The organism is Phytopseudomonas daroniae, assembly GCF_004327275.1.
Classification (GTDB): Bacteria; Pseudomonadota; Gammaproteobacteria; order Pseudomonadales; family Pseudomonadaceae; genus Aquipseudomonas; species Aquipseudomonas daroniae.
The window spans coordinates 483,347-508,982 of sequence record NZ_QJUJ01000002.1 but is presented as its reverse complement, the minus strand read 5'-3'; the positions used below and the strand labels follow the sequence as shown (position 1 = coordinate 508,982).

The following is a 25,636-nucleotide window of genomic DNA, read 5'->3' as shown; positions in this document are numbered from 1 at the left end:
TCTTACATCAAGGAGGCTATTGAGGCGCTTTGCTCGGCACTCAAACCTTCCTCGCGAATCACCTTGACCAACTGTGCGTTGGCGCCGCTGAGCGCCCCACTGAGCGAGCCGACCTCGGTCTGCAACGCCTGGGCACGCATCTGGCGGGTTTCCGCGTCCAGACCCTGCTGGGCCATCAGTGCCTGCAGCTCGGCCATCTTCTCCGCGAGCTGCGCCTTGAGTTCGCGAATCAGCTTGAGCAGTTGCTTGATGGTCGCAGGCAGATCGCTTTCGCCGATATCGCTGTTCTTCTCCGACTCGTTCGAGCGGGCCAGCCCGGCTACGGACAGGCTGACCTTGATCCCGTTTTCACTGGGCTCAGCCGCTGCAGCCCCTTCGCCAACCGCAGCCTGCACGGCCGCAGAGGCCTTGCTGGGGGCCGCCGACACGACACTACGCTCGAGCGAAATGGAAGTATCCAGGCGCATGATCACGCTCCTAAGCAAACAAATATGCTGATCCGGGTTTATCGGCTCTGCCCCGCGACACTTTAGCGACTGGCCCCCTTCCCTCCACTGCGGTACCCTTACGACTTCTGTGTGTTTACCTCAGGGATAAGGCCGATGTCCGAAAGCATTAAGCTGCGCACTACTCATCAGGCGCACTGCAAGGATTGCAGCCTCGCCAGTCTTTGCCTGCCCCTTTCGCTGGATCTCGAAGACATGGACGCGCTCGACGAGATCGTCAAACGCGGCCGGCCCCTGAAGAAAGGCGAATTCCTGTTCCGCCAGGGTGACACGTTCAACTCGGTGTTCGCGGTACGCTCCGGAGCCCTGAAGACGTTCAGCCTGAGCGACGCCGGCGAGGAACAGATCACCGGTTTCCACCTGCCCAGCGAACTGGTCGGCCTGTCCGGCATGGACACCGAGTTATACCCGGTTTCCGCTCAGGCTCTGGAAACCACCTCGGTATGCGAGATTCCCTTCGAGCGTCTCGACGAGCTGTCGGTCAGCCTGCCGCAACTGCGCCGCCAGTTGATGCGCATCATGAGCCGTGAGATTCGCGACGATCAGCAGATGATGCTGCTGCTCTCGAAGAAGACCGCCGACGAGCGCATCGCCACGTTCCTGGTCAACCTGTCCGCGCGCTTCCGCGCCCGCGGCTTCTCCGCCAACCAGTTCCGCCTGTCGATGTCGCGCAACGAGATCGGCAATCACCTGGGTCTGGCAGTGGAGACCGTGTCGCGGGTATTCACCCGCTTCCAGCAGAGCAAGCTGCTCGAAGCCGAAGGCAAGGAAGTGCACATTCTCGACCCCATCGAGCTGTGCGCCCTGGCTGGTGGTAACCTTAACGGCTGATATCCGGCCGCTCAGGACTCCCAGATGATTTTCGATGAATTCAGCATCAAGACACTCATTCGCCCAGTGGTCGACTTCCCCAAGCCGGGCGTGGTGTTCCGCGACATCACTCCACTGTTCCAATCGCCCCGCGCGCTGCGCATGGTCATCGACAGCCTGATCCAGCGTTATGTCGAGGCTGATTTCAGCCACGTAGGCGCCATGGATGCCCGAGGCTTTCTGATCGGTTCGATCATCGCCTATGAGCTGAACAAGCCGCTGGTGCTGTTCCGCAAGCAGGGAAAACTGCCGGCCGACGTGCTCAGCCAGGGCTACCAGACCGAATACGGCGAAGCCTTTCTGGAAGTGCATGCCGACAGTCTTTGCGAAGGCGACAAGGTGTTGATCGTCGATGACCTGATCGCCACCGGTGGCACTCTGCTCGCCGCCGTGCAACTGGTGAAACGCATGGGTGCCAGCCTGCATGAAGCGGCGGCAATCATCGATCTGCCGGAACTCGGTGGCTCACGCAAGCTGCAGGACATGGGAATTCCTACCTATAGTCTGACGGCCTTCGCCCTCGACGAGCGCTAAGAGCAGCTTCAAGTCTCAAGCTACAAGCTTCAAGTAAGTCCGTACGCGGCCATGACCTCTTGCGTCTGGCTCTTCACTTGCGCGGATCATGCGTAGTGTCGCGTCACACATCGAATCTCGTATCCGAGCGATTGGGCCGAGTGGTCGCTCAAAGGCGCAAGCAGCCGTAGGATGGGTCGGGCCGCGCAGGTGCAACCCATCGGCCATTGATGGGTTGCACCCATCCTACGACCTGATCACGGTAGCGAAACCGCGAATCTCAACAACCCCCAGGGTGGACGACGCTTCATCCGTCCACCATGCCGACTGGCGGACAAAAAATCGCCGGGAGCGGTTTTTGACGTCGCTTGCGACGGCCCGCAGGGTGCCCGCCAGGGATGGCGGGGCACAAAAAAGTTCTGGTGTCAAGCGTTCTGTGAAAACAGCCTGATGGTCGGAAGTCTATACGGGGCGCGGGTTTAGCTCTACTTCGGGCCGCTTTGCGAGGCTGCGGCGTTGTGGGCTAGGAGCCACATAAGAGCATCGCGGTAGAAAGCCGGGGCGTGCTGTATCGGGGACGATTGCCAGCAGACGGCGGCCGCGTTTAGGCATCGTAGCGCAATCAGCCGCCGCTCTCCAGAACGAAGAACGCGCAGCCTTGGGCTGCGCGTTCTAGGGATAGCCACCAGAGGAAACCGGCATCATCAGCTTGGCTTCGGCGGCGCGTAAGCGCCTGCTGGCAAACATCAAGCTACGCCGGCAACCCAATTCTCTTAGCTGTTTCAGACTGCTACGAAACCACCATCCACCAGCAACTCGACGCCGGCGACGTAGCTGCTCTCGCTGGATGCCAGGAAGAGAACGGCCCGTGCGATCTCATCCGGTTGCCCTAACCGTCCGAGCGGCACGGCCTGACCCAATACGTCTTCGAGTCCCGGCTGGGCATCGAGGATGCCGCGTATCAGGCGTGTCTCGGTGCCGCCAGGTGCGATGGCATTCACGCGAATGCCCCGTTCCTTCAGATCGACCGTCCAGCTCCGCGCGAGCGAGCGTACCGCCGCCTTGCTCGCGTTGTAGAGCGACTGGCTGGGAATGCCCTTGCTGCCGGCGGACGAACCCATGAGAACAACCGCGCCGCCCGCCGCCATCAGCGGTAACGCCTTCTGCACGGTGAAGACCAGACCTTTGACATTGACGCCGAACATGCGGTCGAAATGCGCCTCGTCGATCGTCTCAAGCGGCACGGTCTCGTGAATGCCCGCATTGGCGAAGACGACATCGACCTGGCCGTGGTCGTGCTGGATACGTGCGTAGAGCCGATCGAGATCGGCGGGACTGGCGACATCCCCTTGCACACCGATGGCACCGTTGCCAATCTCCTTCACCGCTGCGTCGAGCGGCTCCTGCCGGCGCCCCGTGATGTACACGTGCGCACCTTCCGCCGCGAAGTGTTGGGCCGTTGCCAGACCGATGCCATCGCTGCCACCGGTAATCACCACAACCTTGTTCTCGAATCGCTTCGTCATCTCATCAGTCCTTGCTTTAAGTGGAGGATATCTCCGTTTATGATATGGAGGTATCCTCCACTTGAGAAGAGGCAACGGAAAAAAATGGTCGATGAATCCACGCTGCGCGCCGACGCGCAACGAAACCGCGAGCGCATCCTCGCTGCGGCCGAAGCAGTATTTCTGGAGAAAGGTGCCGGCGCTTCGCTGGAAGATGTAGCCAAACGTGCCGGAGTCGGCATTGGCACGCTGTATCGCCGTTTCCCGACGCGCGAGGCACTGCTGGCCGCCGCCTGTAGCGCGCGGTTCGTGTCACTGGCCGAGTCAAGCCGTGCGCGAAGTGCCGGGCTTGATCCCGGCGCCGCGGTGCGGGCGTATCTTGAGGACCTGGTCACGGACACGAACATCTATCGCAACCTGGCCGCCTCGCTCGGAACGGTGCTCCAGAAGAGCGGCACACCCGGTTGCCATGCCATGACTGAAGAAGGACAGCGATTGCTCCGTCGTGCGCAGGAAGCCGGCACGATCCGTCAGGATGTCGGCTTCGATGATCTCGTGTATGTCGCGACCGCGATTTCGCTTGCCGCTGGGCAGGACGAGTCATCGAAGTCACGCACGCCCCACTTGATCGACCTGTTCCTCAACGGCATCAGCGTGCGTTGATCCATGCCTGCTGCCTGATCGGTCACAGATGCTGGCGCAGAATAGAGCGCAGCAAGATCCAGTGCCTGGCCAGCTTCATCGAGTTGGCCGATGAAGAACCGGAAGATGTGAGGTACGCCTGCCGTGACGTCCAGAATGACATCGACCTCGGCTTCGCGGGCGCGCTCGGCAAGGCGGCCCGAATCGTCCATACAGAACGAGGAACGCGCAGCCCAAGGCTGCGCGTTCGATGGATGCTGTTGGATGGCCTGCGACGCCATCACGTCGGCTTCGATGGCGTACTCCGTATCGCCGTGCCCTTCCTGAATCCCCGATCGCCAGCCATGAAGGCTTCAAGCATGTGCGGGATCAGCGTGACCGCATCGACTGCTTCCCCATAGGTCTGCGCGTGCAGCGCTGCATAGTGGTCAAGGTGGGCTTTCAAGCTGACCGGACAAGCGAAGGTCAGCTTGGTCACTTCCTGGCGCGGGAGTGGCCCCAAGCGGAGCTTTTTCGTCGTGCTCATTGGATACCTCCTCGTTGGTAGAACAACGGCTGGTAAGGACGCAGTACGAGGTCGCGCGCAACGATGATGCGCACCGGCAGGCCCGGCCGCTCGGTCAGCGTCGGCTGGATGCTCATGTTGCGCCGGGTGATCTCTTGCCCGACCTGATTAATGCTGTCTTGTGCGCTGTCGCGCCCGGCGATGACGATGCGGTTTCCGTCTTGGCGGTTCTCGGGCGCGGCCAGTTCGGCACCCACGCCCAGCAGCGTCGTCAGCACCGCGCCCGCGACGATGCGATTCCAATGCCAGTCCACATCGTCCTCCAGGCCGGAGTAACCGGCCGGGTCGGTGCCCACAAGGTTGTCGAGCGTCAGCGAGGACGTATCGGGCAGGATGACCCGGTTCCACACCACCTGCACGCGGCTCTGCCCGTAGCTGACTTGGCTGTTGTAGCGGCCGATCAAGGTCGAACCCTGTGGGATCAGCAGGATCTTGCCGGTGGCGGTGTCGAACACCGGCTCCGTTGTCTGGCCGATGACGTCCCCCGGTAGGTCGGACTTGATACCCGTTTTCAGCGCACCGGCGATCACCGTTCCGGCCATCACCTGATACGGCGACGCCGGCAGCGCCAGGTTGCCGGAATTGCGGGTTTCCGTGGAACCGCCTTGCAGGAACGCCTCTTTCTGGTCCTGTCGGTTCTGCACGGCGGTCGGATCGGCAGGCTGGGCCGCGGTCGAGGCCGGCCCAGCGGCGAGCGGATCGAAGGCCGCGAGCGTGTTTGCCGCGCCAGACGCACCCGGCGCCGCCTGCGCCACCGTGGCGGCGGCCTGGCCCTGGTCGCCCGAGCGGAAGAACACCGACGAGGCCGCAGCGGCTTCTTCCTCCTTGCGCAAGGCGTCGTTGGGATCGTGGCCGGGGGCGGCGTAGGTGGCCACGGCCGGCTGCTGCGAAGCGACGATGGCCGGGCCGAGATCGCCCGGCAGCGGCGGCCCCAGCTCGGGCACGTCGGGCGGCAAGGCCGGCAGCTTCGAGTAGTCCGTCGGCAGCGCGTCCAGGCCTTCCGACTTCGACACGCGATCGACGTTGTAAAGCTCGGTCTGCTCGTTGGCACCGCGCCGCTGCGGTTGCAACGACCAGATCGTGGCCCCGAGCACGGCGACCGACAGGCCGCCGACGAGGAAGGCCAGCGCGCGCCGGTTCAGGCGCGTGACCGGGCGCGGCTGTGCGCGTAGCGCTACCGCCTCGGGCGCGACCTTGCCCGCCTGCGGCGTGGCGAGGTCGGGGGTGTCGTCCTGGCTCATGGTCAGTTCCTCCGCGCCACGCCATCCGTGCGCTCGATCCGCACCACGTCGCCCCTATCGCCGCCCAGGCGCAATTCGGCCGCGCCAAAGAGGCGATCCACGATGTAGTAAGGCGAACGGAAGCGGTAGTTCACCAGTTGCCCGTCGCCTTCCGGCCCGATCACGAACAGCGGCGGCAGCTCGCCTTGCGCGATGCCGGCGGGAAACTGGATATAGACCTTCTGCCCGTCGTCGAAGGCGCGCAGCGGCTTCCACGGTGGATTGCTGCCGCTGATCGCGTAGCGAAAGCGCAGGTTCTCCAGCGACAGGCCGCTATCGACCGGCGCGGCGGCGCTGGCCGCCTGCGCCTGGCGCTGCAGGGCCAGCATCCGGTCGCGCGGGTACTCCCAGGACACCGACGCCATCCACGTCTTGTCGGTGGAAGTCAGCTCCAGCAGGTAGGTGCGGCGGCTGGTGGTGATGACCAGATTGGTTTTCAGGCCCGAGCGGATCGGCTTGACCAGCACGTTGACGCGCAGGTCGGCACCGCTGCCGCTGGACGTGTCGCCCACGATCCAGCGCACGGTATCGCCAGCGGCGACCGTCACCAGCTCCTCGCCGGGCTGGAGCGAAACCACGGTCACGCGGGCCACGGCCGCATAGACCTGATAGAGCGCGCCATCGGTGAAGGGCCATACCTGAATCGCGTTGACGTAGCCCTCGCGCGTAGGCGCGACGCGGGCCTCGGCATTGGCGCGCGAGACGCGCACCTTCTCGTCTGTCGGCTCCGGCGCAGGTTTGGCGTCCTCGGCTTCGGGCAACGGCATCAACTGCGCCGGCATCGGCAGCACCTCGGGCACGGCCACCACCTCCACCGGCGCAGGTGGCTCGGGCAGGGGCTGGGCCTGCACCGGCTCATCGAGCGAGATAGTCGGCGGCGGCTTGCCCTGCGTGGCGCAGCCCGCGAGGGCAAGCAGGATCAACGGCAAGGCGGATTTACGGAAAGCATCATTCATGGCTTTGCTCCTTCGGAAGAATCCAGTTCGCGGCTCCACGACAGGCCGTTGACGTAGATGCCCAGCGGGTTCTTGCGCAGGCGTTCTTCGGTACGCGGCGGCTGGAGCACGATGGACACCACCGCTGTCCACCGCTCCAGGCCCGCCGCGGCGCCGTTGACGTAGCGGCGTTCCGTCCAGCGCACGTTGAAAGACGTGTCGCTGGCGCGCACGACGCTGGTGATCTGCACCGTCACCGATTCCTTGCCGATGCGTGCGAACGGGTCGTTGACCCGCGCGTAATCGTTGAGCACGGCCGCGCCCCGGTCGGTCGTGTAGTCGTAGGCGTCCAGCCAGTTCTGCCGGACGACGATGGGGTCGATGGACAGCGAGCGCACCAGCGTCACGAAGCGCGCGATGTGGTGCGCCGTCTGAGCATCGCTGGGCCGGTACGGCGTGGCGGCCTCGCCCACGGCGCGCACCTGGCCCGCGCTGTCCACCTCCACCACGTAGGGCGTGACGATCGACTGCGCCGAGCGCCACACCAGGCCGCCGGCCATCAGCAGCGCGAGCGTCAGGCAGCCGAACGCCATCAGCCGCCAGTTCTTCGCCTGCACGCGTGGCGAGCCGATACGGTCGTCCCACACCTGGCCGGCAGCTTGGTACGGCGTGGCAGGCTGCGGGGTGTCGGCGTAGCGCACCTGCGGTTTCTTGAATCGCATGGTCAGTTCTCCTTATGAATCGGAATCGCGCAGGCTCGGGCCTTGCCCTGAGCCGCCGCCATCGCCACCGCGCAGCGTGTGGGCGGTGGTGGTCGCGGCATGGGTGAGTTGCTGGCGGCGTTGCAGCCGCTTGGCCCAAGCGGGTTGCTCGGATGTCCGTGCGGCGGCAGCGCCTGTGGAGGCTTCGCTGATGGTTGCGGCTGACGCGCCAGCGTCGCCGTTCCAGCCAGCGCGAAACGGCGCGGCCATGCGCTGCCCGGCAGCGGAAGTGCGGGATGCGGCCGCGCGTCCGGCGGACTGCGCGCCGGTCTTGGCGACGTTGCCCAGGCCCGCCATCGCGCCCTTTGCGCCGCCGCCAGCGGCGGCGGAACCGGCCTGAAACGCCGACTTCGCACTGCCGGCCGCCGACGTGGCGGCGCGCGCACCGCTACCGGCCAGCTTTGCGGCAGCCGGGGCCATGCGCGCGCCAGCAGCCACAGCGCCACCCACGCCCGTTGCGGCGGCGCCGATGGCGACGGCCGTGCCGGCAGCGCCGACAGCAGCACCGGCCATTGCCCCCGCGCCGAGCTGCGGCGCACCGGACACGAGGCCAGTGGCAATGCCAGGGCCGAAGATCCCGAGCGCCAGCAAGGTGAGCGACGCCAGCATGATGACCAGTGCGTGGTCGATGGATGGCTCCGCGGGATGGACTTGGAACTGAGCGAACAGGCCTGAGCCGATGCCCACGATCACGGCCAGCACCAGCACCTTGATGCCGGCGGACACGACATTCCCCAGCACCTTCTCTGCCAGGAACGACGTCTTGTTCCACAACGCGAACGGCACCAGCACGAACCCGGCGAGCGTGGTCAGCTTGAACTCGATCAGCGTGATAAAAAGCTGGATCGCCAGCACGAAGAAGCACAGCACCACGACCAGCCACGCGAGGAACATCACCGTGATGACATCGAGGTTCACGAACACTTCGGGGAAGCCGGCCATCTCGCCGACTTGCTCCAAGATGGGCGCCCCGGCGTCGATGCCGGTCTTGGCGAGCCGGCCCGGCTGCAAGAAGTTCTCCATCGTGATCGCCGAGCCGGTGGCCGTCAGGCCCAGCCCAGCGAACGAGCGAAACACGATGCTGGCCAGCCAGTTGAAGTTGCCCAGGATGTAGGCGAAGGCGCCGACGTAGAGCACCTTGCGCAACAGCTTGGCGATCACGTCATCGCCCTGGCCGGTGGCGTGGCTCATCGCCCAATACAGTCCGGCGATCGTCATGTCGATGACGATCAGCGTGGCGGTGAGGAAGGCCACTTCGCCCTGCAACAGCCCGAAACCCGAGTCGATGTAGGCGGAGAAGATATTGAGGAACTGATCAATGATGGTCACGTCATTCATGGCGTGCCCTCCGGTTCGGCCGGCGGTGCCAGCGCAGTGCCATCGCCCGGTTCATCGAAGCTCGGCGGGATCGGTGGCAGGTCGGCCAGCGTCTGGTATTCATCCGGCCCGGCCTGTCCGGAGAAGAAGCGCCGCTGCAAGGCTTCGGCGGCGGCGCGGCAAACGTCCTCGCTTGTAGCCTGCAGATCGGCCGCGCATTGCGCGCGCAATGCCTTGAGCCGCCCGGGATCGGCGGCCAAGGCATCGGCAAGGTTGTCGGCCGGTTGCTCGCTGCAAGCGGCCAGCAGCGCGACACACAGGGCGAGGACGCATCGCATGGCAGCCTCCCGTCAGTTGCCGTAGAAATTCACGCGCTGCGGTGTGTACGGCGTGCCATCGCCCAAGAAGCGCCGCCGCACTTCGCGGGCGCGCTCCGTGGCCGCCGCCTGCCGCGCCAGCTCCAGCGAGGTCGCGCGATCCTGCGTGATCTGGAGCCGCTGCGACTGGATCGACTGCTTGGCCTGCAATGCCAGCAACTGGTTCATGGCCTGCATCGCTTGCAGCGCGCCTTCGGCCGACTGGCTCTTGCCTACGAGATCGGCGAGCACGCTTTCGTCTTCGCCCAGGTTCTGAGACACCTGGGCCTGCATCTGCATGGTGGTCTGCAAGCCGTGGAGTGTGTTCCTCCAACGCTCCTGCGCATCGCGGTACATCTGGTCGCCGCTGACGGTGGCGGCGTACTGCTCGGGATACAGGCGCGCGAACTCCCGATCTAGATTCGTCACGTCGTAGGCCAAGCCCCTGGCCTGGACAATCAGCCGCTCGGTCGTTGCCAGATTGACGCGCAACTGGCCGACCACGCTGGACGGTAGGCTGGCGAGATTGCGCGCCTGGTTCATCAGCATCTGCGCTTCGTTCTGGAGCTGCTGGATCTGGTTGTTGATCTGCTCCAGCGTGCGGATCGCGGTCAGCGTGTTCTGCACGAGGTTCGTGGGATCAACTACGACCCATTGCGCATGGACAGTGGTGGCGGTGCAGAGCATGGCCGCGATGGCAGCGGCGATGAGACGCTTCTTCATGACAGGTTCTCCTGTGAGTGGTCAGTACGGAGGGAACCCGGCGCAAGGCCGGGGAACGAGGGCAACAGGTCAGCCGCCCAATCAAGGCCGCGATGGCGCAGCCAGATGCCGGCGAAGCCGGGCACGCCGGCGTCCAGCAGCACGCGGTCTATGTCGCGCTGATCTTGCGGCGTGGAGGCGCCTGCGAAGGCCAGCGCCGCCGGCCCCAGGTCGAGGTCGAACAGGCGGTTGCCGAGTCGGGATTGGTAGTAGTAGTCGCGCTTGGGCTGCGCGGTGGCGACGATCTCGATCTGCCGGCTGTTGAGGCCGAAGCCCTGATAGATCGTGCGAATCTGCGGCTCGGTCGCCTGCGGGTTCGGCAGGAAAATGCGGATGGCGCAGCTCTCGATGATCGCGGACGCAATGCTGGAGTTCTGGATGTCCGCCAGGCTCTGCGTGGCGAAGATGACGCTGACGTTTTTCTTGCGCAGCGTCTTGAGCCACTGGCGGATGCGCGCGGCGAACACCGGATCGTCTAGGAACAGCCAGGACTCGTCGAGGATCAGCAGGGTTGGTGCGCCGTCGAACCGCTCATCGAAGCGCGCGAACAGATAGCCCAGCACCGACCGCACGGCGGCAGGGCTGGCCATCAGTTCTTCCATCTCGAAACACTGCACGTCGGCCGTGCCCAGCCGGTCGTGGTCGGCATCCAGCAACTTGCCGTGCGCGCCACCGAGCACGTAGGGCGCGAGCGCCTGGCGCAGCGCGTTCGATTGCAGCAGCACCGACAGGCCGGTCATCGTGCGCTGCTCCACTGGTGCACCGGCAAGGCTGCCGAGTGCCGACCAAAGGGCCGATTTCTCGTCGGGACCGACAGCCACTCCTTCATGCAGCAGCCGGCCTTCAACCCATTCGGCCGCCCAGGTGCGATAGCCATCGCGGTCGATGCGCGCGAGCGGCTGGAACGCGATGCCGCCATCGACGCCTAGGTCGTAGTGCTCGCCGCCGAGGCCCAGGATCGTGGCGCGCATCGAGCGCACCATGTCGAACGCGAAGATGCGCGAGCGCGGATAGCGGCGGAACTGCATTGCCAGCACGGCCAGAAATGCGGACTTGCCCATGCCGGTGGGGCCGACCACGGCCATGTGCCCCACGTCGCCGATGTGCGTAACAAAACGGAATGGCGTGGCGCCATCGGTGCGGGTAACGATGGCCGGTGGGCCGTCGAGGTGTTCGTTCTTCTCCGGGCCAGCCCATACCGCCGAAAGCGGCATCATGTGCGCCAGGTTCAACGTTGAGACGATGGGCTGGCGGACATTCGCATAAGCGTTGCCCGGAATCGAGGACAGCCACGCATCCACGGCATTGAGCGTTTCAGGGATGGTGACGAAGCCGCGCCCCTGGATGACGCGCTCCACCATCCGCAGCTTCTCGTCGGCCACGGCCGGGTCGGCATCGAGCATCGTCACCGTGGCGGTGAGGTAGCCGAAGGCGACTTGATCGCTGCCCAGCTCCTGCAAGGCGGCATCGGCGTCGGCCGCCTTGTTGCTCGCGTCGGTATCGACCAGCGGGCTTTCCTGCTGGAAGATGGTTTCGCGTAGCAGCGCCACCACGTTTTTGCGCTTGGCGAACCACTGGCGGCGCAGGCGGGCGAGTTCCTTTTCCGCCTCAGCTTTGTCCAGGCAGAGAAAGCGCGTACTCCAGCGGTACGCGAAGTCCAAGCGGTTGAGGTCGTCCAGAATTCCCGGCCAGGTCGATGTCGGGAAGCCCCGTACCGACACGACACGCAGGTGTTGGTCGCCCAGCATGGGCGCCAAGCCACCGACCAGCGCGGAGTCGGTCAGCAGTGCGTCGATATGGAACGGTACTTCGGGCACCGCAAGCGGGTAGCGCCGCGTCGAGATGGTCGCGTGCAGGTAGGTCAACGTCTGGCTGTCGTCCAGCCATGCGATCTCCGGCATCACGCCGTCGAGCAGGTCGAACACTCGATCGGTTTCCGTCACGAAGGCATCGAGACGGCCGTCCCAATCCACGCCATCGCCGGGCGAGTTCTCGTAGAGCAGCTTCGCGGCGCGGGCGCGGGATTCCTCCGGCGGCAGGAAAGCCGCCGTCAGGTGATAGGCGCTCTCGAAGTGATGACCCGACTCCTCGAACGCGGCGCGGCGTTCTTCATCGACGAGCCAGGACAACGGTTCGGGGAAGTCGGAATGCGGATAGTCGGCGGCGGATTGGCGCTCTGCCTCGATGAACAAGGCCCAGCCAGAACCCAACCGGCGCAGCGCGTTGTTGAGCCGTGCCGACGCGGCGATCAACTCGCCTTGCGTGGCGCTGTCCAGATCGGGGCCACGGAATCGTGCCGTGCGCTGAAAACTGCCGTCCTTGTTCAAGACGACGCCGGGCGCGACCAGCCCGGCCCACGGCAGCCAGTCGGCGAGCAAGGCCGGGCGCTGGCGGTATTCGGCAAGGTTCAGCATCGCGGCGTCTCCCTACACGTCCAGCAGCGGCTTGTGCTTGATGTGGCGGGCGAAGACCTGCATGAACTGCGGATCGACGCGCGCACCCCACACCGCCAGCGAATGGCCGACGATCCAGAGCACCAGCCCTGGAATCCACAGTTGCAGGCCTAGCCCGACGGCGGCGGCCAGCGTGCCGTTGGCGATCGCCACGGTGCGCGGGGCACCGCCCAGCAGGATCGGCTCGGTCAGCGAGCGATGCAGCGGCACCTCGAAGCCCGGAAGATCGCTGGCCGTGTTCATACGACGGCCCCGCCGGAGAAGCTGAAGAACGACAGGAAGAACGAGGACGCGGCGAACGCGATGCTCAAGCCGAACACGATCTGGATGAGCTTGCGGAAGCCGCCCGACGTGTCGCCGAAGGCGAGTGCCAGGCCCGTGGCGATGATGATGATGACCGCGACGATGCGCGCCACCGGCCCTTGGATCGAATCCAAGATCGACTGCAAAGGGCCTTCCCACGGCATCGAGGAACCGGCGGCCTTCGCCGTGCCGGCCGTCATCAGCATGACGGCGGCCAGCAGCAGGCCGCGGTGTGCCGGCGCGGCCAGGCGCCGCAGGCGCGCGAGGATTGAGGCCGGATTTACGGGAATACGGAAAGCATGGGCGTTCATCTGCGTCATGGCAGTTCTCCAGGTTGGTCAGGGGACGGGGAAGAAGGCGGCGGCAGCGCGGGAAACGGCGTTTCCATCGCATCCGCCAGTTGGTAGCCGGCGGCGTCGAAGCCATTGAGGCGAGCAATGCTTTCGACGTGGCGCTTGCGGCCACGGCCGGCGATGTGGATGACGACGTTGACCGCCTCGGCGATCAGTGCGCGTGGCGGGTTCACCGCCACTTCGAGAATCAACTGTTCAAGGCGCAGCAGCGCGCCCAGCGCGGAACCGGCGTGGATGGTGGCGATGCCGCCCGGATGCCCCGTGCCCCACACTTTGATGAGGTCGAGGGCTTCGCCGCCGCGCACTTCGCCGACGATCACGCGATCCGGGCGCAGGCGCATCGTGGCGCGCACCAACTCGGTCATGGTCACGACGCCGGCGCGAGTGCGCAGGGGTACATGGTCGCGGGCCGCGCATTGCAGCTCGATGGTGTCTTCGAGCACCAGCACACGGTCGCCAGTGGCGGCGATCTCGGCCAGCAGCGCGTTCGCCAACGTGGTCTTGCCGGTGCTGGTGCCGCCGGCGATCAGGATGTTCTGCCGCTCGCGCACAGCGCGGCGCAGGAACTCGGCCTGCCCGGCGGTCAGGATGCCGTCGGCCACATAGCGATCCAGGCCGATGATGCTCACAGCGCGCTTGCGCAGCGCGAACGCCGGGCCAGGCGCGGCCGGCGGCAAGATGCCCTCAAAGCGTTCGCCCGTCTCCGGCAACTCGGCGGTCAGCAGTGGCTGGCCGCGATGCACTTCCGCACCGACGTGTGCAGCGACCAGGCGAATGATGCGTTCGCCATCGGCTTCGGACAGCTCCAGGCCCAACGGCGCACGGCCCGACGACAACCGATCGACCCATAGCGTGCGGTCGGGGTTGAGCATGACTTCCACCACGTCCGGGTCTTCGAGCGCTGCGGCGATCACCGGCCCCATTGCCGTGCGCAGCATCTGGATGCGCCGATCCAACGAGGTGGTGGCGGACGAACGAGGCTCGAGCTGGAACTGCGGAACGGCGCTCATGAAGCACGCTCCTGGGCTTCGGCCAGCGCCGCCGCGTCATACTTCCGTGCGGTGTCCGGGTGCAGTTCTTCCACCACGTCGCGCACGAGGCTGCGGCCGCGCAGCAGGTGACGGCCGAGTTGTTCGACGAACTGCTCGAAGCGGGCCTTGCCTTGGGCGCGGGCGGCTTCTTGGTGCGCCTCGGGAACGGGCGTGCTGACGGTCAGGAAGTAACGGACGAACAGCGCCAGCGTCTCGATCTGGATGTTCTGGTCGCGCTCCAGGCGCTCGGTCTGGCGCGACAGCCGATCCAGCCGCTTGGCGATAGCCGCCTCGCGCTGGTCGCCCGCGTCCGGCGACAGCCAGGACGCCAGCGCCGCCGCGACGATGCTGGATTTCGACACGCCTTTCTTCGCGGCCAGTTCCTCCAGGCGCTTGGCGTGCTCATGCTGGATGAACAGATTGAGGCGGTATTGGCTCATAGGTCGATTCCGTCGTTGGGGTTCAGCGATGCCAGCCGTGCCGTGCGCTGCATGGCCGGGTCGAGCTGGCTGGGAAGCGGCAGCAGGTCGTCGTCATCGAGCAGCGCCAAGTCGGTCGCATGTGCGTCCGGCTCGGGGTCGTAGGCGACGGTTTCGGAGAGTTCGGGCTGACGGCGCGGGCCACCGTCGTCGGCGCCGCCAAGGTCATCGGCGGATGCCGTGGCTGGCGCGGCGGGTACGGCGGGAATCGCCAGGCCGCTCCAGTCGTCGGGTCGGGCTGGCGGCGCATCGGCATAGCGCCCGGCTGCGAGCGCAGGCGGCGACAACACGCGCTGCTTGAAGTTGGCGTCGGCGTAGTAGCGCAGCTTCTTCGCCTTGATCGGCGGCAGGCTGGACACCATCACCACCGATTCGTCGGGCGGAAACTGCATCACCTCGCCGGGGGTCAACAGCGGTCGGGCCGTCTCCTGCCGCGACACCATGAGATGCCCGAGCCACGGCGCAAGCCGATGACCGGCGTAGTTGCGCTGTGCACGCAGTTCAGTGGCGGTGCCGAGCGTTTCGGAAATGCGTTTCGCGGTACGTTCGTCGTTGGTGGCGAACGTCACCCGGACGTGGCAGTTGTCGAGGATGGAATGGTTCTGCCCATACGCTTTGTCGATCTGGTTCAGGCTCTGCGCGATGAGGAAGCTGCGGATGCCATAGCCGGCCATGAAGGCAAGTGCGGACTCGAAGAAGTCCAGGCGGCCCAGCGCCGGAAACTCATCGAGCATCAGCAGCAATCTGTGGCGACGTTCGATGCCATCGGAACCGTCGAGAGATTCGGTCAGCCGCCGCCCGATCTGGTTGAGGATCAGGCGAATGAGCGGCTTGGTGCGGCTGATGTCCGAAGGCGGCACTACCAGGTACAGCGATACCGGATGCTCGGCGGAAATCAGGTCGGCGATGTGCCAGTCGCAGCGTGACGTGACCTCGGCCACCGTGGGATCGCGATACAGACCGAGGAATGACATGGCCGTGGACAACACGCCGGAACGCTCGTTGTCCGACTTGTTGAGCACTTCGCGCGCAGCGGATGCGACGACGGGATGCGGCGCTTCGCCCAAGTGCTTCGTCGTCATCATCCGATGCAACGTCAGCTCGAACGGGCAAGCCGGATCGCTGAGGAAGTTGGCGACGCCGCGCAGCGTCTTGTCCTCGCCCGCGTAGAGCACATGCAGGATGGCGCCGACCAGCAGTGCGTGGCTGGTCTTCTCCCAATGGTTGCGCTTCTCCAGCGCGCCTTCGGGATCGACCAGAATGTCCGCGATGTTCTGCACGTCGCGCACTTCATGCGCGCCGCGCCGTACCTCCAGCAGAGGGTTGTAGGCTGCCGACTTTGGATCGGTCGGGTTGAACAGCAGGCAGTGGCTGAAACGGCTACGCCAGCCTGCGGTGATCTGCCAGTTCTCGCCCTTGATGTCGTGGATGACAGCGGACGCGGGCCAGCTCAACAAGGTCGGCACAACCAGGCCCACGCCCTTGCCCGAGCGCGTGGGTGCGAAAGTCAGGACGTGTTCCGGCCCTTCATGCCGCAGGTACTGGCGATCGTGCTGGCCGAGGAACACGCCGGCAGGCTGTGTGAGGCCAGCCTTGCGAATATCCTGCGCGTTAGCCCAACGCGCAGAGCCGTAGGTGGTGACGAGGCGTGCTTGGCGCGAGCGCCAGACCGACATGGCGATGGCAACGCCCACGGCGACCATGCCGCTGGCGCCGGCAATGGCGCCGCCAGTATCGAAGACCTCCGGCGCATAGGCGCCGAAGAAGAACCACCACTCGAACAGCTTCCACGGGTGGTAGATCGACGTGCCAAGGAAGTCGAACCAGGGCGAGCCCAGGCGTACTTGGTAGCCAAGGGCGGCTGCTGTCCATTGTGTGGCGCCCCACACGCCGGCGATCACGATGCCGAACACGACGGCGATCTGACCGAACAGCACGTTCGTCCCTTGCATGACTTGACCTCCGATCTCTCCTGCGCTGACTTCCCGTAAGAACACGGCACGAGGATGTGCCGAACAGCGCGAGGATCGGTGCCGGGTCAGTGCCGGTCAAAGACTGTTATCGGAAGCAAGGTGATGCAGAAAACATCGTTTCAGGCGGGAGCGAGCACAGGAAGAACGCCGCAAGCGCGGTCGCGCTGCGGCGTGCAAGAAAAGAAGGTCAAGATTCGCTGCGAGTCGCCGACGATCAGAACTTCGGCGGCGTCTCCGGCGGCGTATAGGGCGTATCGCCATCGCCATAGAACCGCTTGCGCGTGGCTTCGGCGACTCGATTGCACAGCACGTCACCCAGCCGGGGCCGGTCGGTCTTGCACTGCTGGCGCAACGCCTTCAATCGCGCGGGATCGGCGGCCAGTTCCTCCACGGTTGGCACGTTGGCCTGCTCGGTCGTATTCGATTGGCCGCAGGCGGACAGCACTGCGACAAGCAGCAACGGGACGAGTCGTTTCATGGCTCGATGTCCTCCTATGGATCGGGTTCGGACGGCGGTGCGGGTCTGGCGCCCCCGGGCGACTCGATGGCCTGCACCCGCTCGATGAAGCGGGCCAGCACGTCCGGCATCTCGCCCTCACGTCGGATCAAGTAGGTCGTCAGCATCGGCGAGCGCCCCGCCAGCGGTCGCGCCACGACGCCGGGTTCGCGGCTTGAGGCAATGTGCGGCGCACCGGCCAGACCCAGGGCGAAGCCGGCCGACACCAGCGCCATCATCAGATCGTGCGAGGCGACCCGCTCGACAATCAACGGCTCCCTATCCATTCGGCGCAGGAACAGATCGACCTGACGGGCATGGCCCTCGCACACCTGGGGATCGGACAGCACCAGCGGGAAGCGCAGCGCTTCCTCCAGCGGAATCCGCTTGTACTTGAGCAAGTCATGCCGTGCCGGCACCGCTACCATCAGCGGATCGCTCCACGCCTGCCCGGCGACCAGTGCATCACCCACGTCATCCGATTGGGCAAAGCCCGCGTCGTACAGATCGTCTTGCAAGCCCTTGATCTGCTGCGCAAGCGGCACCTCGAACAGACGGATTTCGACCTCCGGTTCCTCCTGCCGGCACAGCGCCAGCAAGGCCGGCAGGCGCGACGGCGTGATGCCGTCGGACAAGGCGATGCGCAATTGACCGTGGAAGCCATTGGCCGCCGCCTTCACGCTGTCGCGTGCCTGCTGCAGGGCCGCGAAGACGCGCGGAACGTGATCCAGGAACAGCCTGCCCGCACTGGTCAGCCGCGTGCTGCGGCTGGTGCGCACGAACAATTGCGCACCCAGTTCTTCTTCCAGTTCCTTGATGGTGCGCGAAAGCGGCGACTGCTCGATGTGCAGCCGCGCGGCCGCGCGGGCGAAGTGGAGTTCCTCGGCGACGGCCAGGAAGCAGCGAAGGTGTCGAAATTCCATCGTGTCGCTCCTCCTCCTGAGGCCAACTTCTCAATCTGCCGAGCGGATGGCGCGCTCAGAAGATCAGGATCTCGCTCATGCGTTGAACCCGCCGTCCACCGTCACCACGGACCCGGTGACGTAACCCGCTGCGGGGCTTGCGAGGAATGCCACGACGGCCGCCACCTCGGCCGGTGTGCCGTAGCGTCCGAGTGCCGTCAGGGGGAGATTCACGTCGGCCAGATCGCCATCGGCCGGGTTCAGATCGGTGTCGATCGGCCCGGGCTGAACCAGATTCGCCGTGATGGCCTGAGCCCCGATCTCGCGGGCAAGGCTGCGCGTGAAGGCCAGGAGCGCCGACTTGCTCAGGGCGTACACCGTCAGGTCGGGGAACGGGACGCGCTCGGCCATCGACGAGCCGATGGTGATGATGCGTCCCCCTTGCTTGAAGTGCGGGATGGCGGCCTGCGACGCAAGGACGGCCGCACGCACGTTGACGTTCAAGAGCGTGTCGATGTCATCCAGCTTCATGTCCACGAAGGCCCCGACGCGGGCGATGCCGGCGTTGTTGACCAGGATGTCCAGGCCGCCCAACCCATCGACGGCTTCTTGGACCGAACGCTTCACGGCAGCCGCATCGGCGCTGTCGGCCTGGATCGCCAGCCCATGCCGGCCCTTTGCCTCGATCGCTCCGACCACATCGGCGGCGCGATCGGCCGATCGTTCGTAGGTGATGGCCACATCCGCGCCCTTGTCCGCCAGCGCCAGCGCAATGCCGGCACCGATACCACGCGCTGCCCCCGTCACGAGGGCGCGCTTACCAATCAGTTCGCTCATTCTTCATTCCTCGATCATGTGCTGGTGGATCGTCCGGTCTTCCCCGGGATCAACCAAAAATCTCTGCCGCGTGCATCAGGTCGGTGTACTCCCTCACTTCCACGACCTTTCCATCGCGAAGCCTGAAGAGCATGTGGTAGTCGTTCTCGTAGCGCTTTCCGGTCTTGGTGGCGGCCTGGGAGCGCACTTCGGCCGCTACACGATCGCCTTCCGCGATCATGTCCGCGACCTCCATCCTCAGGCCGCCATCCAACGAGGCGTAGAGGCCATGCCACACCCGCGCCATCTCGGCTTTGGTCTTGAGACCCGCTCCGGGGAACAGACGCGGCTTGCCATTGACCCACCACGTCGCATCGTCACTCATCATTTCCAGCACGTCGTCGATGGCGGCGTGCTCGAAGTGCCCGCAGAACACTTCGACGATGCGCTTGTTTTCTTCGATGCTCATTCGATGTCCTCTCGACGCATCCGCGATGCGATCAGCCCACGCGCGCGATCAGCTTGCCGCGGTTGGGATTGCTGCTGTCGTACAGCCTCAGGAAGGCGGTCGGGATGCTGTCGAACCCGTCCACGAACTCCTTGCCGTACTTGATCTTTCCCTGCGCCACCAGCGGAGCCACTTCGGCAAGGAACTCGGGGTAGCTGGCAACGTGATCCGGCATCGCGAAGCCCTGCACCTGGATGAAGCGATACAGGAACAGCTTCAGCAGGGCCGGCAGATGATTCGGACCGGGCGCCGTTCCCGGATGGGCGTATTGGGAGATCAGGCCGGCGATGACGATCTGCGCGTGGTGATTGAAGTGCGGCATCAGCGCCTCGAACATGTGGCCGCCGACGTTGTCGAGCAGCGCGTCCAGCCCGTTGGGCAGGGCGCGGGCCAGTTGCTCGGCGAAGTCCGCTGCCTTGTAGTCCACCGCGTCATCGAGGCCGAGGTCGTCCTTCAGGTACCGCACCTTGTCCGCGCCGCCGGCGATGCCGACGACGCGATGCCCGCGCAGCTTGGCGAGCTGGGAGGCGAGCGAACCCACCGAGCCGGCCGCGGCCGTCACCACGAACGTACTGCCGGGCTTCGGGCTCATGAACTTGGTGGTCCCCAGCCAGGCCGTCAGGCCGGTATGGCCGAGCACGCCGAGCGCGGTCGAGGGGGGCGGTGCGTCCGGGTCGATCTTCCTGAGGTCGGCGCCGTCGGACAGCCCGTACTGCTGCCAGCCCGACCAGGCGACGACGTGATCGCCCACGGCGAAGTTCGGGTTCCTGCTCTGCTCGACGATGGCGACCGTCGGGCCGGACATGGGCTGGCCGATGTCGATCGGCGGCAGCTCGGTGGACGCATTGCCCATCAGGCTGCGCTGATAGGGGTCGATGGAGATCAGCAGGTTGCGGGTCAGGACTTCGCCTTCGCCGGGAGACGGGATCGCCTGTTCGACGAAATCGAAGTCGCTCAGCTTGGCATCGCCGTTCGGGCGTGCCGCGACGACGATCTGCCGGTTTGACTTGCTTGCCATTTCATTTCCTTTCAGGGGCCGTAGGCCTGTGTGCGGATGGAGGGACGAGGAGCCGCGCGTTGCCAAGCGGCCCGCGTATCGTTCACAATCATTCAGTATCGATCGTTCGATACAGAAATAGAGCAAGGACGCGCCTTGCCGACAACTCACGCATCGCTCAATATTTCTGTATTGATCGACACAGAAATGGTAGAGTCGTTGCGCAGCGGAGTCAATGGATTTATGAAACGATCGATGCAAAATTCCAGGAAGCCACCGCAGGCCGTCGAGACGACCAAAGGCCGCGACCGCGGACGCCCCCGTGCGTTCGACCGGGAAGCCGCCTTGGCGCAGGCCACCCGCCTGTTCTGGACGAAGGGCTACGAAGCCACGTCCATTACCGACCTGAAGGACACGATGGGGATCGGCTCGCCCAGCCTCTACGCCGCGTTCGGCTCCAAGGAGGCGCTCTATGCCGAGGCGCTGAACCACTACCGTGCCAACTATGAAGCGCTGGTCTGGGACAAGTTCTTCGCCGCCGGTACGACCCGTGACGCGGTCGAGTCCCTGTTGCTGGACTCCGCCGCGGCCCTGACGGGATGCCTCGCCGACATTCCACGCGGCTGCATGGTGACGCTGTCCTCGGTCGGCAGCGAAGGCCATGCGGAACTCGGCGAGCTGGTGAAATCGGCGCGGGCCACCACGCTCGACCACTTGAAGGCCCGTCTGGGCCGCGCCGTGACCGAGGGCGAGTTGCCTGCTTCCACCGATGTCCATGCGCTCGCCCGCTTCGTGCAGACCGTGCAGAACGGCATGTCGATTCTGGCGCGCGACGGCGCAAGCCGCGCGGAACTGGAAGACGTGGCCCACGTTGCGATGCTGGGGTTCGACGCCCGCACCCGCGGCTGATGCAGGACGCGTGCGGGCCTGCCGGAGATGGATTCGCCGGCTCAGCCGGGAACTGCCGCGCCGTCCGGCCGCGACACGCGAAGGATCAGCCCGGGCTCCGCCCGGTGTGCCGACAGCGTCCAGCCGTGCGCCAACGCGATCTCCTGGCAGATCGCCAGCCCGAGGCCGGCCCCGTCATCGCGGCGGTGCTTGCCGCGCCAGAAGCGGGAGAACATGGTCGCCAGATGCTCCGGCGCAACCCCCGGCCCGCGGTCGCGGACGGAAATCGAGCCGGCATCGACCTCCACGCCGACCTCGGTGCCGGGCGGCGCATGCTGGATGGCGTTCTCCAGCAGGTTCTTCAGCAGCGTGAACAGCGCGCTCCTGTCGCCGGACCACTGCACGTCGCCGGCCTCGACTGACGGCACCAGACGCACGTCCACCGCGCCGGCCATGCGCTGCAGGTAATCGACCGCCTCGTTGGCGACCGCCGACACATCGACGGGGGCGAAGCTGTAATTCTGCGCCTCGCTCGCCTCGGCCAGTTGCAGCAGTTGCTGGACCTGGCGGGTCATGTGCCTGACGTCGTTGAGCAGGCAATCGCGCTCATTGCCACGCTCCATCAATCCGATCTGCGCCTGGATCAGCGCCAGCGGCGTCTTCAGTTCGTGCGCGGCCGTGGCGAGGAACTCCTGCTGGATGCGGTAGCCGTGCTCCAGCCGTTCGAGCACGCGGTTGAAGCTGTCCACCAGCGGCATGATCTCGGACGGGACGCCGCGCGTGCGCAGGCGCGCATGCAGCGAGCGCGGCGAGATCGCGGCGGCGGAATCGGACACGGCCAGCAGCGGCCTGAGGGTGTATCTCAGCGTGACGTAGACGCACGGGCCGAAAACGAACAGCAGAACCACGCTGAACAGGCTGATCCCAACCACCGTGAACGGTACGGCAAACGCATCGTACGTGAGCTGCATGAATCGCTTGCTGGCTGCGAGCTGCAAGTACCAGATCCGCCCATCGTGCTCGACCGACGTGGTCGCGCCAAGCATCGCCACCCCTTCATGCGCGAACTCGAAACGCCCTCGCTCAAGCCGGTGCGCTGCGCTGTCCCGCCAGAAGTCCTCGTCGGCGGTGGAAGCCAGCACGACGTTGCCGGAGGCATCCAGCACGCGGTATGCGGAGTCCTGCGTCATGTAGTCGAACACCCACTCGAAGTCGATGTCGCTGCCGTCCCGCCTGGGCTCGAAACCGTCGGGTACGCCGTCGCTGTCGAAGTGGAGTTCACCGGCCATGTCCGCGGCGGTGGCGGCCACATTGAGCCCGGAAAGGAAGCTTCCCTGCGAATTGACGATCGCCCCGGAGGCCAGCACGATCAACAGGATGCTCAGCGCCGCGCCTGCGACGTACACGAGCAGCACCTGCACCCGGAGGCTATTGAGCCAGCCCGTCTTCACGAAGCGCATAACCCACACCTCTCACGTTGGCGACCCGTTGCAGTGAACCGATCGCGATCAGCTTGCGGCGTATGCGGTGCACGGCGACATCCAGCGCATTGGGCGTGACCGCCTCGCCGAAGCCCCAGGCCGCAGCCTCCAGCGCGCCGCGACGCACCACGTGCCCATGCCTGTCGACCAGCAGCAGCATGATCTGCATTTCCGCAGGGGGAAGCGTGACCCGCTCGTCCGCGCAGCACATGACCCCTTCCTCTGGACGCAGCACCAAATCGCCGTGATCGGGATTGAGCGGGCGGCATTCGGCGGGACGGCGCAACAAGGCGCGCACCCGTGCCACCATCTCGTCCATGTCGAACGGCTTCGGCAGATAGTCGTCGGCGCCGGAATTGAGGCCCTCGATGCGATCGTGCAGCGCATCGCGCGCGGTCAGCACCAGACACGGCATGCCGATTCCCGCGATGCGCAGGCGTTGCAGCAGATCGAGTCCGTCGCCGTCGGGCAAGCCGCGATCGAGGATCAGCGCCTGGTACGGCATCTCCTGCAGCGCGGTCCAGGCGAGGTCGATGCGCTCGAACACATCGACGGCCACGCCCACGCTCGTCAGGCCCTGGCAAATCAGCCGGGCCAGCCGCTCATGGTCCTCGACCAGCAGGACGCGGCTCATCGAAAGCGATAGACGTAGCCGAGGAACACGCGGTTCTGCGTCGAACGATCGACCAGGGGACTGTCCTTGATCTCGGAGGCGAGGCTGGTGATTTCGAGATCCAGCACCAGCGAATGCCGTTGATTGAACATGTAGACACCTTGCAGACCGGCTTCGGCGCTGACGCCGGATGTCCCGACATAGCTCGGGCGGCCCACGCGAGCTTCGCTGTCGCGCACGCCGTAATAGTAGTCGACGAATTTGTCGTCCATCCAATTCGCGCCGAGACGCGGCGTCAGCCGGATGCGCTCGCCGATCCGCCAGGTCCGCTCCAGGCCGAGGGCGAAGCGCTGGCCGTCGCTGTCGCCGGAGACGTCGGCCGTCCATTCGGCGCTGACATCGACCCAGTCGCTGCTCCATACCGCCTTGGCGCCTGCCCAGAAGGCGCCCTTGCGTTCCTCCATGCCGTTCAGGATCGGGGCATCGCCGGGTTCGTATCCCGCACCGGCGCTGTAGCGGGCCAGCACGCTGAAATCGAGGCGCTGCGACCGGCCGATGTCGAAGCCGGGCAGCTTGACTTCCGCGGTCGGCCCGAACAGACGGAAATACTTGTTCTCGTACTGGACGATCGGAATCGCGATTTCCTCGCGATCGATATCGGTATACGGCTGCTGCTGGCTGATCACACCCAGGCCCAGGCCGAGGGACCAGTCCGAATCTCCGTCGTCCCGGTCGTTGGCGAGGGCCGCCAAGGGCATGGACAGCCCGAGCGCGAGTGCTGAAGCACCCGCCAAACGCAGGGCAGCGCTGTGGCGTCTGGGGACGCGAGAGAACGATCGAAGCATGGCTGGCACCGGGAGTTGAGAGAAACGCCATCGTCAGAGCGTTCGTCTTACGGCGTCCTTACCAGCACATCCGATCAGTCCCGTAAGTATCGAGAAAGGCAGGTTGGGAAACAGTCTCGTCGCAAGACAGGACGAGCCCACCCGATGCCACCCATTCCCATCCTCGGTGCCCGAGCGCCGATGCCTCTACAGCCGCGCCCAAAGCACGGCCATCGAGCCATGCCGTCAGCGCACGCATGCCCGGATGCCGCTGTGTCGTGTCCTCGATGGCAGCCGGTCCGCCACGTGACGACGCCATAGGAAAGCAACTGGAAAACATGAAGAAGATTTCCCGCCCGGCCGCCTATGCAGGCATCGCGATCGTCGTACTGGCAGCGGCAGTCGCGCTCGTCGTTCGGGACAGCGATGCCCCCGCGGACGAGGCGAACGCCGTCGCCGTCAGGCCCGCACTCACGGTCACCGTCACCACACCGCAGGAACTGGCGCTGCCGCTCACCATCTCGGCCAACGGCAACATCATGGCCTGGCAGGAAGCCAGCATCGGCACCGAGGCGAACGGCCTGCGCCTGGAACAGGTCCGCGCCGACGTCGGCGACGTGGTGAGGCGCGGGCAAGTGCTGGCGACCTTTGCCGCGGACACGGTCCGGGCCGAACTTGCGCAGAGCCGCGCTGCCTTCGCCGAGGCCGAAGCGGCGCTGGTGGAAGCCGCCGCCAACGCCCGCCGGGCGCGGCAGTTGGAGCCCAGCGGCGCGATGTCGGCACAGCAGGTCCAGCAACTGATCGTCGCCGAGCAGACCGCGCAGGCGCGACTGGAGTCGGCGCGGGCCGTGGAACGGGTGCAACGGCTGCGGCTGGCGCAGACCCAGGTCCTGGCGCCGGACGACGGCGTGATCTCGGCGCGCAGCGCGACGGTCGGCGCCGTCCTGCCGGCTGGCGAGGAACTGTTTCGCCTGATCCGCGGTGGCAGGCTCGAATGGCGTGCGGAAGTCGCCTCGTCCGAGCTTGCCCGGCTCAGGCCCGGTCTGGTGGCGCAGATCACACCGGCCGGTGGCCCGGCGATCGAAGGCCGGCTGCGGATGATCGCGCCATCCGTCGATACCCAGACCCGCAACGGCATGGTCTACGTGGATCTGCCTGCGGGCAGCGCCGCCTATGCCGGGGTGTTCGCGCGTGGCGTATTCGAGGCCGGCAGCGCCCGTGCGCTGACCCTGCCGCAGGGCGCCGTGCTGCTGCGTGACGGCTTCCACTACGTCCTGCGCGTGGGGCCGGACGGCAAGGTCGAACGGACCAAGGTGAGCGTGGGGCGGCGCGCGGCCGCCCGGGTCGAGATCGTCGATGGCATCGACGCCTCGGCGCGCGTGGTCGAGTCCGGCGCCGCCTTCCTGAATGATGGCGACGTGGTGCGTGTGGCCGACGCCGAGCCTCCGGCCGAGGGCGGCGGCTCGGCCGCCGCCGGCGCGCAGGCCGTAGCGAAGTGACGGGGAGC

Annotated in this window: 28 protein-coding genes; 5 read left to right on the top strand and 23 right to left on the bottom strand. The window is 65.8% G+C overall.

What is annotated here, in order from left to right; all coding sequences use genetic code 11:
- Positions 1–2: 2 nt before the first annotated feature.
- Entirely contained in the window at positions 3–467 is a 465-nt protein-coding gene (locus DNK10_RS07515) for a hypothetical protein (RefSeq protein WP_244216222.1), read from the bottom strand.
- A 135-nt stretch (positions 468–602) separates the two neighbouring features.
- Between DNK10_RS07515 and fnr the strand changes: the two genes are divergently transcribed.
- Positions 603–1,337, top strand: coding sequence for a fumarate/nitrate reduction transcriptional regulator Fnr (gene fnr, locus DNK10_RS07510; protein ID WP_131182317.1), 735 nt, complete (start codon positions 603–605; stop codon positions 1,335–1,337).
- A 24-nt stretch (positions 1,338–1,361) separates the two neighbouring features.
- Positions 1,362–1,910, top strand: a complete 549-nt coding sequence (locus DNK10_RS07505) for an adenine phosphoribosyltransferase (protein ID WP_131182318.1) — start codon at positions 1,362–1,364, stop codon at positions 1,908–1,910.
- 761 nt (positions 1,911–2,671) lie between these two features.
- Here the strand turns inward: DNK10_RS07505 and DNK10_RS07500 are convergent.
- On the bottom strand, positions 2,672–3,415 hold the full coding sequence (locus DNK10_RS07500; protein WP_131191101.1) for an SDR family NAD(P)-dependent oxidoreductase: 744 nt from the start codon (positions 3,413–3,415) through the stop codon (positions 2,672–2,674).
- 84 nt (positions 3,416–3,499) lie between these two features.
- On the opposite strand from DNK10_RS07500, the gene DNK10_RS07495 reads away from it, so the two are divergent.
- Positions 3,500–4,057: a TetR/AcrR family transcriptional regulator gene (locus tag DNK10_RS07495; protein WP_131191100.1), complete on the top strand. Its 558-nt coding sequence runs from the start codon at positions 3,500–3,502 to the stop codon at positions 4,055–4,057.
- A 259-nt stretch (positions 4,058–4,316) separates the two neighbouring features.
- On the opposite strand, the gene DNK10_RS07485 is transcribed toward DNK10_RS07495, so the two are convergent.
- The 18 genes from DNK10_RS07485 to DNK10_RS07400 all read right to left on the bottom strand — a co-directional run bounded on the left by DNK10_RS07485 (position 4,317) and on the right by DNK10_RS07400 (position 20,344).
- Positions 4,317–4,562: a DUF2274 domain-containing protein gene (locus tag DNK10_RS07485; protein ID WP_131191099.1), complete on the bottom strand. Its 246-nt coding sequence runs from the start codon at positions 4,560–4,562 to the stop codon at positions 4,317–4,319.
- On the bottom strand, positions 4,559–5,842 hold the full coding sequence (locus DNK10_RS07480) for a TraB/TrbI/VirB10 family type IV secretion system protein (protein WP_131191098.1): 1,284 nt from the start codon (positions 5,840–5,842) through the stop codon (positions 4,559–4,561). Before DNK10_RS07480 ends, DNK10_RS07485 begins: the two co-directional genes overlap by 4 nt.
- Before the next feature lie 2 nt (positions 5,843–5,844).
- Positions 5,845–6,837, bottom strand: a complete 993-nt coding sequence (gene trbG / locus DNK10_RS07475; protein ID WP_131191097.1) for a P-type conjugative transfer protein TrbG — start codon at positions 6,835–6,837, stop codon at positions 5,845–5,847.
- On the bottom strand, positions 6,834–7,538 hold the full coding sequence (gene trbF / locus DNK10_RS07470; RefSeq protein ID WP_131191096.1) for a conjugal transfer protein TrbF: 705 nt from the start codon (positions 7,536–7,538) through the stop codon (positions 6,834–6,836). Before trbF ends, trbG begins: the two co-directional genes overlap by 4 nt.
- A gap of 12 nt (positions 7,539–7,550) precedes the next feature.
- The gene (gene trbL, locus DNK10_RS07465; RefSeq protein WP_131191095.1) at positions 7,551–8,915 is read right to left on the bottom strand and encodes a P-type conjugative transfer protein TrbL; all 1,365 of its coding nucleotides are present in this window, start codon (positions 8,913–8,915) and stop codon (positions 7,551–7,553) included.
- Positions 8,912–9,232: a hypothetical protein gene (locus tag DNK10_RS07460; protein ID WP_131191094.1), complete on the bottom strand. Its 321-nt coding sequence runs from the start codon at positions 9,230–9,232 to the stop codon at positions 8,912–8,914. The genes trbL and DNK10_RS07460 overlap by 4 nt, the downstream gene beginning before the upstream one ends.
- Positions 9,233–9,244: 12 nt before the next feature.
- On the bottom strand, positions 9,245–9,973 hold the full coding sequence (gene trbJ / locus DNK10_RS07455; protein ID WP_131191093.1) for a P-type conjugative transfer protein TrbJ: 729 nt from the start codon (positions 9,971–9,973) through the stop codon (positions 9,245–9,247).
- A complete protein-coding gene (gene trbE / locus DNK10_RS07450; RefSeq protein WP_131191092.1) occupies positions 9,970–12,426 on the bottom strand; it encodes a conjugal transfer protein TrbE in 2,457 nt (818 codons plus the stop codon). Before trbE ends, trbJ begins: the two co-directional genes overlap by 4 nt.
- A 12-nt stretch (positions 12,427–12,438) precedes the next feature.
- A complete protein-coding gene (locus DNK10_RS07445) occupies positions 12,439–12,708 on the bottom strand; it encodes a VirB3 family type IV secretion system protein (RefSeq protein WP_131191091.1) in 270 nt (89 codons plus the stop codon).
- The gene (locus DNK10_RS07440) at positions 12,705–13,088 is read right to left on the bottom strand and encodes a TrbC/VirB2 family type IV secretion system protein (RefSeq protein ID WP_131191090.1); all 384 of its coding nucleotides are present in this window, start codon (positions 13,086–13,088) and stop codon (positions 12,705–12,707) included. Before DNK10_RS07440 ends, DNK10_RS07445 begins: the two co-directional genes overlap by 4 nt.
- Positions 13,085–14,131 carry a P-type conjugative transfer ATPase TrbB gene (gene trbB, locus DNK10_RS07435; protein WP_131191089.1) on the bottom strand — a complete coding sequence of 349 codons (1,047 nt, stop codon included), beginning with the start codon at positions 14,129–14,131 and terminating at the stop codon, positions 13,085–13,087. The genes DNK10_RS07440 and trbB overlap by 4 nt, the downstream gene beginning before the upstream one ends.
- Complete coding sequence (locus DNK10_RS07430) at positions 14,128–14,592, bottom strand: CopG family transcriptional regulator (protein WP_131191088.1); 465 nt, start codon at positions 14,590–14,592, stop codon at positions 14,128–14,130. The genes trbB and DNK10_RS07430 overlap by 4 nt, the downstream gene beginning before the upstream one ends.
- Positions 14,589–16,583 (bottom strand): conjugal transfer protein TraG, encoded by a 1,995-nt coding sequence (locus tag DNK10_RS07425; RefSeq protein WP_131191087.1) that lies wholly within the window; start codon positions 16,581–16,583, stop codon positions 14,589–14,591. Before DNK10_RS07425 ends, DNK10_RS07430 begins: the two co-directional genes overlap by 4 nt.
- A 235-nt stretch (positions 16,584–16,818) precedes the next feature.
- Complete coding sequence (locus tag DNK10_RS07420; RefSeq protein ID WP_131191086.1) at positions 16,819–17,082, bottom strand: EexN family lipoprotein; 264 nt, start codon at positions 17,080–17,082, stop codon at positions 16,819–16,821.
- 14 nt (positions 17,083–17,096) lie between these two features.
- Complete coding sequence (locus tag DNK10_RS07415) at positions 17,097–18,023, bottom strand: LysR family transcriptional regulator (RefSeq protein WP_131191085.1); 927 nt, start codon at positions 18,021–18,023, stop codon at positions 17,097–17,099.
- A gap of 75 nt (positions 18,024–18,098) precedes the next feature.
- Complete coding sequence (locus DNK10_RS07410) at positions 18,099–18,839, bottom strand: 3-oxoacyl-ACP reductase family protein (RefSeq protein WP_131191084.1); 741 nt, start codon at positions 18,837–18,839, stop codon at positions 18,099–18,101.
- A 49-nt stretch (positions 18,840–18,888) separates the two neighbouring features.
- Positions 18,889–19,287: a nuclear transport factor 2 family protein gene (locus tag DNK10_RS07405; protein WP_131191083.1), complete on the bottom strand. Its 399-nt coding sequence runs from the start codon at positions 19,285–19,287 to the stop codon at positions 18,889–18,891.
- Positions 19,288–19,318: 31 nt separating this feature from the next.
- Positions 19,319–20,344 (bottom strand): NADP-dependent oxidoreductase, encoded by a 1,026-nt coding sequence (locus tag DNK10_RS07400; RefSeq protein ID WP_131191082.1) that lies wholly within the window; start codon positions 20,342–20,344, stop codon positions 19,319–19,321.
- A gap of 222 nt (positions 20,345–20,566) precedes the next feature.
- Between DNK10_RS07400 and DNK10_RS07395 the strand changes: the two genes are divergently transcribed.
- Positions 20,567–21,232: a TetR/AcrR family transcriptional regulator gene (locus DNK10_RS07395; RefSeq protein ID WP_244216221.1), complete on the top strand. Its 666-nt coding sequence runs from the start codon at positions 20,567–20,569 to the stop codon at positions 21,230–21,232.
- 41 nt (positions 21,233–21,273) lie between these two features.
- Here DNK10_RS07395 and DNK10_RS07390 read toward each other — a convergent pair whose 3' ends face one another.
- From DNK10_RS07390 to DNK10_RS07380, 3 genes are read right to left on the bottom strand one after another with little or no spacing between them, the layout of a single operon-like run.
- Positions 21,274–22,671: a sensor histidine kinase gene (locus DNK10_RS07390; RefSeq protein ID WP_131191081.1), complete on the bottom strand. Its 1,398-nt coding sequence runs from the start codon at positions 22,669–22,671 to the stop codon at positions 21,274–21,276.
- Positions 22,640–23,326, bottom strand: coding sequence for a response regulator transcription factor (locus DNK10_RS07385; protein ID WP_131191080.1), 687 nt, complete (start codon positions 23,324–23,326; stop codon positions 22,640–22,642). The genes DNK10_RS07390 and DNK10_RS07385 overlap by 32 nt, the downstream gene beginning before the upstream one ends.
- A complete protein-coding gene (locus tag DNK10_RS07380) occupies positions 23,323–24,150 on the bottom strand; it encodes a MipA/OmpV family protein (RefSeq protein ID WP_131191079.1) in 828 nt (275 codons plus the stop codon). Before DNK10_RS07380 ends, DNK10_RS07385 begins: the two co-directional genes overlap by 4 nt.
- Before the next feature lie 317 nt (positions 24,151–24,467).
- Between DNK10_RS07380 and DNK10_RS07375 the strand changes: the two genes are divergently transcribed.
- Positions 24,468–25,628 (top strand): efflux RND transporter periplasmic adaptor subunit, encoded by a 1,161-nt coding sequence (locus DNK10_RS07375; protein WP_131191078.1) that lies wholly within the window; start codon positions 24,468–24,470, stop codon positions 25,626–25,628.
- Positions 25,629–25,636 lie beyond the last annotated feature (8 nt).